The sequence below is a fragment of the Nitrosospira sp. Nsp13 genome (assembly GCF_900101945.1).
Classification (GTDB): Bacteria; Pseudomonadota; Gammaproteobacteria; order Burkholderiales; family Nitrosomonadaceae; genus Nitrosospira; species Nitrosospira multiformis_D.
Genome location: NZ_FMVD01000006.1, coordinates 151,898 through 163,555 on the forward strand (window position 1 = coordinate 151,898; position 11,658 = coordinate 163,555).

Sequence of the window (11,658 nt, forward strand, 5' to 3'; positions counted from 1 at the left end):
AAAAACCTCACCCCCTTATTTTTTGGACGTTTGTTTAAATAGAATTTTTTCGAGATTTCATGCTGAACAATCTGCTCAAGAAGGTCTTTGGAAGCCGCAATGACCGGCTGATCAAACAGTATTTCCAGAGTGTGGGAACGATTAATGCGCTGGAAGCCAGGATTTCGGCGCTGACTGACGCCGAGTTACGCGCCAAGACCGATGAGTTCAGACAGCGCATTGCCGAAGGCGCAACGCTTGATGCATTGCTGCCGGAGGCGTTTGCCGTGGTGCGTGAAGCCAGCAAACGCGTACTCGGAATGCGGCATTTCGACGTGCAGTTGATCGGCGGCATGGTGCTGCATAGCGGAAAAATTGCCGAGATGCGCACAGGCGAAGGGAAGACGCTGATGGCGACCTTGCCCGCATACCTCAATGCCCTGGCTGACAAAGGCGTTCATCTGGTGACGGTGAATGACTATCTCGCCAAGCGGGATGCGGAATGGATGGGACGCATCTATCAATTCCTTGGTATCAGTGTCGGTGTGATCCTCTCCCAGATGGACCACGGCGACAAGCAGGCCGCCTACGCCGCCGGTATCACCTATGGCACCAACAACGAATACGGATTTGATTATCTGCGCGATAATATGGTGAATCATCCTGTCGAGCGTGTGCAACGCGTGCTCAATTACGCCATTGTTGACGAGGTGGATTCCATTCTGATTGACGAGGCGCGTACTCCGTTGATTATATCGGGCCAGGCGGAAGGCAACACCGACGTGTATGTGCGTATGAATACGCTGATTCCAAAACTTGTCCGCCAGGAAACAGAGAAGGACCCTGGCGATTTTAGCGTAGACGAAAAATCCCAGCAGGTGCTGTTGAGCGAGGCGGGTTTTGAACACGCGGAAAGGCTGCTTGCCCAGAGCGGGTTGCTAACGCCGGGAACCAGCCTCTACGATCCTGCCAACATCAATCTCGTTCATCATCTTTACGCAGCCTTGCGTGCCCATGCGTTATTTCTTCGCGACCAGCATTATGTCGTACAGGATGGCGAAGTCGTCATCGTAGATGAGTTTACCGGGCGGCTTATGTCCGGCAGACGCTGGTCGGAAGGATTGCATCAGGCGGTGGAAGCAAAAGAAGGTGTCCCGATCCAGAAAGAGAATCAGACACTGGCTTCGATCACTTTCCAGAATTATTTCCGCATGTATAAAAAATTGGCCGGCATGACGGGTACGGCCGATACCGAGGCTTATGAGTTTCAGCAGATTTACGGATTGGAAACGGTGATCATTCCAACCCATCGTCCCATGATACGTAATGATCGCATGGATCAGGTATTCCGTACCATGGACGAAAAGAACCGTGCCATTATTGCGGATATCAAAGACTGCTATGAAAGAGGCCAACCTGTCCTGGTCGGCACCACCTCTATCGAGAACAATGAGCTGTTGTCCGGACTGCTCACCCAGGAGCAGTTGCCGCATCAGGTACTCAATGCCAAACAGCATGCGAGGGAGGCGGAGATCGTTACCCAGGCCGGCCGCCCAAAAATGGTCACCATCGCTACCAATATGGCGGGCCGGGGTACCGACATTGTGCTGGGGGGCAATCCGGAGCCGGAACTTGAGCGTATCCGTACCGACGAGGCTATAAGCGAACCTGCCAAGCTTGAACGTACCACGGAATTGCAGGGGCAATGGCAGCTGCTTCATGAGGAAGTGCTGAAGCAGGGGGGGCTACATATCATCGGCACCGAACGACATGAATCCCGGCGCGTGGATAACCAGTTGCGCGGGCGCTCGGGCCGTCAGGGAGACCCCGGTTCCAGCCGTTTTTATCTTTCGCTGGAGGATCCGCTTCTGCGCATTTTCGCATCGGATCGTGTGGCAAACATCATGCAGAAGCTCAACATGCCGGAGGGTGAGGCCATTGAGCATCCCTGGGTGACTCGTGCCATCGAAAATGCCCAGCGCAAGGTGGAAGCCCGCAACTTCGACATGCGCAAGCAATTGCTGGAATACGATGACGTCGCCAACGATCAGCGCAAGGTGATCTATGAGCAACGTAACGAACTTCTCGAGTCCCAGGATATTTCAGAGACGATTAGTGCCATGCGCGGAGATGTGCTGGGTGGTCTCGTCGCCCTCTATGTTCCGCCGCAAAGCGTCGAGGAACAGTGGGATATACCGGGACTGGAAAAGGCGCTGGTTGCCGAATATCAGTTGCAATTGCCGTTGCGGGAGTGGCTGGAGAAAGAACCTGACTTGCATGAAGAAAGCCTTCATCAGCGCATTGCCGGGATAGCGCAGGAACATTATTCCGGAAAGGTGGATCAGGTCGGCGTCAATGTTATGCATCAATACGAGAGAGCGGTGATGCTGCAAAGCCTTGATACCCACTGGCGGGAACATCTCGCGGCGCTCGATCATTTGCGTCAGGGTATTCATTTGCGGGGGTATGCGCAGAAAAATCCCAAGCAGGAGTACAAACGCGAAGCCTTTGAGCTATTTACCTCCATGCTTGAAGAGATCAAGACAGAGGTCACCCGGATACTCATGACCGTTCAGATCAGAAGTGAGCAGCAGGTGGAAGCGGTGGCGGAAACACAGCGTGCGCCAGTAAACGTGCAGTATCACCATGCGGCTTACGAGGAGGCGCTGGATGAGGCGGGTGATCATGAAGATCATGATGAGCAGCGCCTGGAGAAGCATCAACCGTTCGTGCGCCAGGGTGGCAAGGTTGGCCGTAACGATCCATGTCCATGCGGATCAGGGAAGAAGTACAAACAATGTCACGGCAAACTGAGTTAATTGCGCTCGCTGACTGAGGTAGCGGAGCGCAATTAGCAATCGCGTATCCGCGTATTAGTTTATACGCTTCTGGAAGTACTCGTCGTAGCGGAAAATATAATCCTTGTCTGTCAGCGGCAGATGACAGGCACGGCAGGTGACGGTATCATCCGGCGCTTTCGTTTTTGCATCCGCCATATACATGGCGTATATCCAGTCGCCATTCTTGAGATCCGGAGGCATTACGCTTTCACCCCAGCCGGCACCTTTGCCCATTACCGCCACTTTTAATAAGTCACCTTTGACAAATTTACCATCGGCACCCTTCAACGGCGTGCCGTCGGCGGCTTCACGCGCCTTATAGATTTCCATTACCGAAATGGTGCCGTTGGGGAAAGCCTCACCCATTTTTGTGCTATGCCCGATAGGGTTGATATAGATCTCGCGGACCTGTTTAGTATCAGCACGCTGGATTTCAGACAGAAATTTAGGCCAGCTCTTGTAATCTGCGGGAACCGGTAACTCACCATCCTTGTATTTCTGGGCCTGGGGCGCGGGCGGCGTCTGTGCGCAGCCCACCATTAGTACTGTAGTCAATATCGTGGCGGTAGCAACCCATCTAACATATTTCATCTGGTTTTCTCCTGTTGTCGAGCGGGATTTAATTACCTTTCTTCCGGTTGAGTCCGTAAATGACAGAAAGGAATTCGTGCGAATATTGATACTATGGTAGTACCGGAGTGTCTTTACTATACTAGCGTCGGACAAATATCGTTGCAAGTATTACTATACGCCGCCATGCGTAGCGCTCATTAACGGAACCTCTGGAAGCGCTATCCGATGCTTGATCCCGCATTCCCTAGTGTCATTTCATGTCGTTGCCATGCCATGGTGACGCAGCAGTGCATCGATTTTCGGCTCGCGTCCCCGGAATGCGATGAACGATTCCAGCGCCGGACGGCTTCCGCCGGCGGCGAGAATTTCATTCCGGAAGCGGGCACCGGTTTCGGCATTGATCAGTTCCCCGTCATTGCTTTCCTCAAACAGGCTGTATGCGTCGGCGGACAATACTTCCGCCCATTTGTAACTATAATACCCGGCTGCATAACCCCCGCCAAAAATATGCGAGAAACTGTTGGGAAAGCGATTAAACGCCGGGGGAATAACGACCGCCACCTGCTTGCGAATCTCATCCAGTAATTGCTGTACCGTTTTCTCTCCGCCCGGGTTGAAATCAGAATGCAGCCGCATATCAAACAGCGCAAATTCTACCTGGCGAAGCATTTGAAGGCCACTCTGAAAGTTTTTTGCGGCCAGCATTTTGTCGAAAAGCGCTGGTGGAATGGACTCACCCGTATCCACATGCGCTGTCATATTCATCAACACCCCACGCTCCCAGCAAAAATTTTCCATGAATTGACTGGGCAGTTCCACTGCATCCCATTCCACACCGTTGATCCCGGATACACCCAGGTCTTCAACCTGGGTGAGCAGATGATGGAGGCCATGGCCGAATTCATGGAATAGTGTAATGACTTCGTCATGAGTAAACAGGGCAGGGCGAATTTGGCCATTAAGGGGGACGGGTGCGGAGAAATTGCAGGTGAGATACGCTACCGGAGCCTGGATGCTGAGTTCCCCGACGCCGATCCGGCGGCGGCTGATGGCGTCATCCATCCATCCCCCCCCACGCTTGCCGGGACGCGCATAGAGGTCAAGATAGAATTGCCCGAGCAGCTTCCCTTCAGCGTCCTTTATCATAAAAAACTTTACATCAGGGTGCCAGAGCTGAACACCCGCCGCTTGCGGCGGCGGGACAATGGTAATGCCGTAGAGATTCTCCACCAGCTCGAACATACCCCGTAGTACACTGGTTTCAGGGAAATACTGCTTCACCTCTTGCTCGGAGAACGCATAGCGGTCAAGGCGCAGCTTCTCACTGGCATAAGCCAGATCCCATGCCTCCAGTTTTCCCAGTTGCAGCTTGCTGGCCGCGAACCGGGACAATTCTTCCAGATCGCGTTCAGCGTAAGGCCGGCCCCTGGCGGCAAGCTCACCCAGAAAATCCAGCACCTGTTTTGGGGTCGAGGCCATTTTTGTCACGAGCGATACCTCGGCGTAGCAATCAAACCCCAGCATCCGCGCCTCTTCTTCGCGCAATTCAAGTATCTTGTTGATAAGCGGCGTGTTATCCCATTCCACTTTGCTCAGTTCACTCGCACGGGTGGAATACGCACGATACATTTTCTCACGGAGCCCCCGATTATCCGCATACTGCATGACGGGCATATAGGAAGGGGCATGCAATGTGAATTTCCAGCCTCGCGTACCCTCTTTTGCGGCGTTTTCCCTTGCCGTTTCCAGCACGTCCGCGGGGATACCGGATAACTCGTCCGCATCCTCCACCTGCAGCACAAAATTATTGGTGGCATCCAGCAGGTTATCGTTGAATCGGGAAGAAAGCGCCGACAGCTCTTCCTGAATTTCGAGAAAACGCTTTTTCCCTTGTGGCTGGAGTTCCGCGCCGCCTAAACGGAAATCCCGCAATTCATTCTCGACAATTTTTTTTCGCGCGCGGCCCAGGCTCTCAAATTCCGCGCTATTGCGGAGCAATTTGAATTTCTCGAATAACGCCTGATCCTGACCCAATTCGGCATAATACTGAGTTACGTGCGGCAGATTGGCGTTATATATTTCGCGTAATTCCGGACTGTTCACCACAGCGTTCAAATGCGAAACTTGGCCCCAGGCACGAGACAAGCGCTCGTTGGCATCATCCATCGGCTGCACGAAATTCCGCCAGGTGGGTATGGCGGCATCGTCGCGTATCCCGGCAATGATAGCGCGGTTATCGGCAAGCAGTTGCTCTACCGCCGGAGTGATATGTTCGGTTCGAATATCCGCGAATCGCGGGAGTCCGGAAAAATCCAGCAGAGGGTTTGTCATGGTGCTCCAAATAGTGATTACAGATGTGGGCGAATCGTAACCGCAGGCTGTATTAGCCCTGATGCACAACATTGCCGTGGACCAGAGTATATTTTACTCTGCCTTGCAGCTCCATACCCAGAAACGGTGTATTCTTGCCCTGGCTTTTGAGTGCGGCCGCTTCCACCTTCCAGTATTGATCCGGGTCGAAAATGCACATATCAGCGGCGGCGCCGAGAGATAGGTGACCTGCATCTATCCCCAGTATCTGGGCGGGCTCCACGGTAATCCTGGCCACCGCGGCAGCCAATGGTATCTTCATTTCCATCGCCCATTTCAAGGTCAGCGGCAACAACAATTCCAGGCCGGTGGCACCCGGTTCGGCCTCACCAAAGGGCAATAGCTTGGCATCGTCGTCCACCGGTGTGTGGTCGGAACATATCGCGTCTATCGTGCCGTCCAGCAAACCGGCGCGTAGTGCATTACGATCACTTAATCCCCGCAGTGGAGGAACAAGATGGCAATTGGAATCGAAAAACCCGATATCCATTTCCGAAAGGTGTATGTGATTGGCCGTCACATCACAGGTAACCGGCAAACCTTGCTGCTTCGCCGCCCGCACCATGGCGACGCCTTCCGCACTGGAAATCCTGCACAGATGCACGGTAGCGCCTGTCTCCCTTGCTATCAAGATAATATTCGATAAGGCTACGGTTTCCGCACATACGGAAACCGCTGGCAGGCCCAACCGCGTCGCCACTTCGCCGTCATGGGCCACGCCACCGTCGGCGAGGCTTGCATCCTGGGGACGCAACCATACGCCAAAGCCGAAGGTGGAAGCGTATTGCATCGCGTGCATCATGACGCGTGCGTTGGTAAGCGGCATATCGGACTGGCCAAAAGCAACGCAGCCCGCGTCACGCAGTTCAGCCATCTCCGTGAGCCTTTCACCTTTCAGACCTTGAGTGAGCGCCCCAATGGGATAGAGATGGGCCTGGTTGAGGCTTCTGGCGCGATGCTTCAGCATTTCCACCAACCCCGGTTCGTCCAGCGGCGGATCGGTGTCTGGCGAGCATGCCAGGCTGGTGATGCCGCCCGCTACCGCTGCTTCCATCTCGGATTCCAGCGTGGCCTTATACTCAAAACCCGGCTCGCGCAAGCGCGCGGATAGGTCTACCAGACCGGGACACACCACTAGATCCTTCGCGTTTATTTCACGGTTGGCATGGAAGCCGTCCGGGATAGAATCCATGCCGACGATTTTTCCGGCGGCGACGAATACATCCATAACGGCGTCAATCCCGTTTCCGGGATCTACAACACGGCCGCTTTTAATAAGGAGTTTCATATTGCTTTTAACCTAAATCCGGCTGTAGCGACCTCACCACGAAGGTGAAGGTCAAGTAGCATAAAAAAATCTTCATGGATCGTAGTGCTAAACTAAAAAATGAGCGGTCAACTGCTGGCGGATTTAGGTTCAGTTACCCGCCAGAATCGACATCACCGCCATTCGCACTGCAATGCCGAAGGTGACTTGCGGCAGAATCACCGATTGCCCACCGTCGGCCACCGCGGAATCAATTTCCACGCCACGATTCATCGGGCCCGGATGCAGCACGATAGCGTCGCGCTTCGCCAGTGCCAGCTTTTCCTGCGTAAGACCATAATACTTGAAGTATTCTTCCGTGCTGGGAAGGCGCGCGCTTAACATGCGCTCATTTTGCAGGCGCAGCATCAGCAGTACATCTACATCCTTCAACCCTTGTGTCATTTCGTGATAAACATGTACACCCAGCCGCTCAACCCTGGTGGGCAACAAGGTTTTTGGCGCAATGACCCGCACTTCCGGCACGCCCAGCGTGGTCAGGGCATGAATCTGAGAGCGCGCCACCCGCGAGTGCAGGATATCGCCGACGATGGCTACGCGCAGATTATGGAAATCGTTTTTGTAATGGCGGATGGTAAACATATCCAGTAACCCCTGAGTAGGGTGTGCATGCCGGCCATCCCCGGCATTGATGACGTGAATTTCGGGTCGTACATGGCGCGCTATCAAATGCGCCGCCCCGCTTTGTGAATGCCGCACCACAAACATGTCGGCATGCATGGCGGAGAGATTATCGACCGTGTCCAGCAGCGTCTCACCTTTGGTTTGCGAGGAAGCTGCGATGTTGAGATTGACCACATCGGCTGAAAGGCGTTTTGCGGCGATTTCAAACGTGGTGCGGGTACGAGTACTGGGCTCGAAGAATAAATTGAATATGGACTTGCCGCGTAGCAGGGGTACTTTTTTGATATCGCGCTCGGTAACTCCGACAAAAGATTCGGCGGTATCCAGTATGTGAAGCAGAATGGAGGCAGGTAACCCCTCGGTGGTAAGAAGGTGTTGCAATTCTCCGTGCTTGTTCAGTTGCGGATTATTCATTGTCCCGGAGAATTTTTGTTATACAGGCTAAAGCCTAATTTTCCGTCGATGCCTTTTTCCAGCGCCAGCATTCTATCTGGCGGCAGAGCGAGCGTCGTGCCAACATATTCGGCGGCAATAGGAAGCTCTCTGCCGCCCCGATCTATCAGCGCCGCGAGACGGATGCTCGCCGGCCGCCCATAGTCGAACAATTCATTGACGGCCGCGCGAATGGTGCGCCCGGTGTAGAGTACATCATCCACCAGAATGATATGGCTGCCTTCCACCTTGAATGGGATATCGGACGGCTTGACCTGGGGGTGCAGGCCAATTTGACCAAAATCATCGCGATAGAACGAAACATCCAGAGTACCCAGCGGAAGCACAAGTTTCAAATCCTGATGCAGCCGTTCCGCCAGCCATACGCCCCCGGTATATATTCCTACTAGCGCGGTACTTGCGGTAACGTCGGGCTTTATCTTGCTGGCCAGACTGGCGAGCAGTTGTTCTGCATCAGGTAGCTGCATCTTGTCCATCGAAATAGGATTGCAATATCAGTTGTGCGGCCACTTGATCAAGTACAGGTTTCCGCTTCTTTTTTTTGACACCCGCTTCCCGCAAGACAGCGCTGGCGCTGACCGAAGTATAGCGCTCATCCACCAGCGCAGTCTTGATGCCAAAGCGGCCTTCGAGACGCCGCGCGAAACGCCGGCTCAACCGGGTTAATTCGTGTTCCGTGCCATCGGCATAAGCGGGCAGGCCCACCACCAGCAGAACTGGCTGCCATTCCGCAATGAGGCTGGCGATAGTGTCGAAACGCCGTACCGTATTCTCGTCGCTAACAGTGGCAAGCGGATGCGCCAAACCTAGCTCCAGGTTACCCACCGCTACACCGATGCGCTTTTTGCCAAAATCAAAAGCCAGAATTGTGCCTATGGGACGATGGCTGCTTCCGATATCCGGTGACAAGTGCTGTATTGTCTGCATTTGCATAGTTGAATATTAAATCTGCATTCGACAGCCGGCTGCGCATTTAGGTTAATCTCAGGAATGTCCCACCTCGTCCGACAGGCTTGAGAAATCTATTCCCAGCGAGTGCATCGCCGCGGTCAGCCGCTCTTCGGACGGAAGCTCGAATATGATGGTGGGCGATGCGGGCACCGTGAGCCAGGCATTCTGGGACAATTCATGCTCTATCTGACCAGGCGCCCACCCTGAATAGCCAAGGGCAACCAGTATCTGTTTGGGACTGTCTCCGCTCGCAATGGCCCGCAAGATATCAAGCGACGTAGTGAGTCCAACCTCGTGATTCACTATCATGGTGGATTGCCAGTCGCCCACCGGCTGATGCAGCACGAAGCCGCGATCCAGCTGTACGGGCCCACCGAACATAACCTGCAATCCTCCGGCAGCTTCATCATCAGAAGAAATACCAAGTTGATCGAAGAGATCTTTCAACGTGAGATCAATGGGCCGGTTAACCACCAGACCCAATGCGCCCTGTTCATTATGCTCACAAATGTATGTAAGCGTCTTGGAAAAGAAAGGATCCGCCATGGCGGGCATCGCGATCAGAAAATGATTGGTTAAATCAACACTTTGCATAAAATGGCCGGCTGCATACCGATTATCGTGCGTCTCTCGAAATCCTGATTTGACCGCATGGGTCTCAATGCTATGCTTATTCCCATCAAACCACCTGACTAATTATCATTGTAGAACGAATCGGTTTCCAGTAGTGCGTTTTGAAGGAACTCTGGAATTCACGGTCGCCACAGCGGTCGTTATGCAGGACTTTACCAATTCTCTGTCTGGTGATCTATGTCATTGAACTGGGCCGCCGCGGTTGTCGCGGGTATTGTCGCGGGAACATTAGCCACTGCAGTACAGCTCTTTCTTTGGTGGGCTTTCCTGGATGCGCTGCCCTGGATGCTATATAGGGATGCGCGTCTGACCGCGGCAATTCTTATGGGGCGTGAGGTCCTGCCGCCACCCGTCACTTTCGACTGGAACGTGATGATGGTCGCCACGCTGATTCATTTTGCGATTTCTATCGCATACGGCCTGATTCTGGCTTGTTTGATTTCGCGTCTGGGAATGGCGTTGTCGTTGCTCACGGGCTCTATTTATGGGCTGAGCCTGTATGGGATAAACATGTATGGCGTAACGATCATTTTCCCCTGGTTCTGGGAGGCTCGTGACTGGATCACGATCCTTACACATATCGTGTTTGGAATTTCACTGGCTGGCACATACAAGGTATTTGCCAAGCATGAGCTTGAAACCTGAATCCGGACGCCCCTCTCCGCTTCCTGGCGGGTTTGCTACAACCGCTGGATTCAGATTAAAGCGGCTATGATTCCTGTGGCAGCTGCTCCGGGTTTTAAAGCACCGGAAAATAGTGCGATAAAAAAGGCAGGGGATAAGCCTGCCTTTCCGTAAGTGGAAACGAGCCGGGATTATTTTTTCTCAGTGCTCGCCTTTGCATCCTTGGCATGAGCTTCATCTTTCTCGGCATGCTCCCGTGCTTTTTTCGCATGGGCTTCATCTTTATCGGCGTGCGCTTTTGCATCTTTGGCATGAGCTTCATCTTTCGCGGCGTGCCCTTTATCGCCGTGGGCTTTTGATGAATGCGAACCGTGAGCCCCATGATGACCATCATGCTTTTCGGCCACGGCGTTAAAACTGAAAGTGGCAGCGAAGACCATTGCGGTCAGCATCGATAACAGTTTGTTCATTTTTTTCTCCAAAGTTTAGTACGATATTAATCGGTAAATAAAACCAGGTTCTCCTGCTTCCCTCTGCTGTGTCTTTCTGTTTCTTTTAATTATAACGTAGCTTATGGCCTATGGTTGACAGGTATCGAGACGTACCGCCCCAACAAGAAAAACCATCAGCTAGATTTTTACCCGATGTTTCCGATGCAGATTCTCGGGAGGCAGTCCCGGGGCTTAAGCGACCGCTATAGCATGCAGCTTATATTATAGTTAAATGAATTCCCGATCAAAATGTGATCGGGAATTCAGCTTGCGTGGCGTAAAAGATTCGAGACGAGCGTGTGAAACTGTTTCTTGGGGTCCGGCTCCGTGCCGGGATTCAGTTCCGCCGCCATGCACTTATCGTCAGTGACTTCAGTGCGGCAGAACTGGTAATAGTTATCCCAGTCCCTGTTGTAAGCGGGGAGGTTTTCCTGGCGAACGTTGGGCTTGAAATCGTCGATAATTTCCTGCATGACAGGCAATCGGGCACAAAGATAGGTATCTATACTTTTCGGCCAATTGGTGGGTTCAGGATACAGACCGGAGAGCGTAGAGAGAATAGCTGAACGAAAATCATCAATGGCATTAGCACGGTGCTTGCGGTGGACCAATTCGTATATTCCCGAGATAACGATTGCCACAGCGAGTAAAACCAAGGGCCACATGGGTACTTGATTGAAGTATCCAGATATTTGATCGGTGTATTCGTTCATGTATTCCTTTCCGGGTTTCCGATTGTGTTACAGACTGATGGATGAGCACCATGCTGTCATCCTGATTGTTTTTCTTCCTT

11 protein-coding genes are annotated in these 11,658 nt (G+C 52.9%); 2 read left to right on the plus strand and 9 right to left on the minus strand.

Annotated elements, in window-relative coordinates; genetic code table 11:
* The first annotated feature begins 59 nt into the window (after window positions 1-59).
* Window positions 60-2,798, plus strand: a complete 2,739-nt coding sequence (gene secA, locus BLO43_RS09310; protein WP_090906831.1) for a preprotein translocase subunit SecA — start codon at window positions 60-62, stop codon at window positions 2,796-2,798.
* A gap of 54 nt (window positions 2,799-2,852) precedes the next feature.
* On the opposite strand, the gene BLO43_RS09315 is transcribed toward secA, so the two are convergent.
* From BLO43_RS09315 to BLO43_RS09345, 7 genes are all read right to left on the minus strand, one after another.
* Window positions 2,853-3,410 carry a cytochrome P460 family protein gene (locus tag BLO43_RS09315; protein ID WP_074630369.1) on the minus strand — a complete coding sequence of 186 codons (558 nt, stop codon included), beginning with the start codon at window positions 3,408-3,410 and terminating at the stop codon, window positions 2,853-2,855.
* A 237-nt stretch (window positions 3,411-3,647) separates the two neighbouring features.
* Window positions 3,648-5,723, minus strand: a complete 2,076-nt coding sequence (locus BLO43_RS09320) for a M3 family metallopeptidase (protein WP_090906832.1) — start codon at window positions 5,721-5,723, stop codon at window positions 3,648-3,650.
* A 52-nt stretch (window positions 5,724-5,775) separates the two neighbouring features.
* Entirely contained in the window at window positions 5,776-7,050 is a 1,275-nt protein-coding gene (locus BLO43_RS09325; protein ID WP_090906833.1) for a dihydroorotase, read from the minus strand.
* Window positions 7,051-7,179: 129 nt separating this feature from the next.
* Window positions 7,180-8,127, minus strand: a complete 948-nt coding sequence (locus tag BLO43_RS09330) for an aspartate carbamoyltransferase catalytic subunit (protein ID WP_090906834.1) — start codon at window positions 8,125-8,127, stop codon at window positions 7,180-7,182.
* A complete protein-coding gene (pyrR, locus tag BLO43_RS09335; RefSeq protein WP_090906881.1) occupies window positions 8,124-8,633 on the minus strand; it encodes a bifunctional pyr operon transcriptional regulator/uracil phosphoribosyltransferase PyrR in 510 nt (169 codons plus the stop codon). The genes BLO43_RS09330 and pyrR overlap by 4 nt, the downstream gene beginning before the upstream one ends.
* Window positions 8,620-9,099 (minus strand): Holliday junction resolvase RuvX, encoded by a 480-nt coding sequence (gene ruvX / locus BLO43_RS09340; protein WP_074630365.1) that lies wholly within the window; start codon window positions 9,097-9,099, stop codon window positions 8,620-8,622. Before ruvX ends, pyrR begins: the two co-directional genes overlap by 14 nt.
* Before the next feature lie 51 nt (window positions 9,100-9,150).
* Window positions 9,151-9,711: a YqgE/AlgH family protein gene (locus tag BLO43_RS09345; protein WP_074630364.1), complete on the minus strand. Its 561-nt coding sequence runs from the start codon at window positions 9,709-9,711 to the stop codon at window positions 9,151-9,153.
* A 216-nt stretch (window positions 9,712-9,927) separates the two neighbouring features.
* On the opposite strand from BLO43_RS09345, the gene BLO43_RS09350 reads away from it, so the two are divergent.
* Complete coding sequence (locus tag BLO43_RS09350; RefSeq protein ID WP_090906835.1) at window positions 9,928-10,395, plus strand: sodium:proline symporter; 468 nt, start codon at window positions 9,928-9,930, stop codon at window positions 10,393-10,395.
* A 170-nt stretch (window positions 10,396-10,565) separates the two neighbouring features.
* Here BLO43_RS09350 and BLO43_RS09355 read toward each other — a convergent pair whose 3' ends face one another.
* Window positions 10,566-10,844: a hypothetical protein gene (locus tag BLO43_RS09355; protein ID WP_090906836.1), complete on the minus strand. Its 279-nt coding sequence runs from the start codon at window positions 10,842-10,844 to the stop codon at window positions 10,566-10,568.
* Window positions 10,845-11,128: 284 nt separating this feature from the next.
* Complete coding sequence (locus BLO43_RS09360) at window positions 11,129-11,578, minus strand: hypothetical protein (RefSeq protein WP_090906837.1); 450 nt, start codon at window positions 11,576-11,578, stop codon at window positions 11,129-11,131.
* Window positions 11,579-11,658 lie beyond the last annotated feature (80 nt).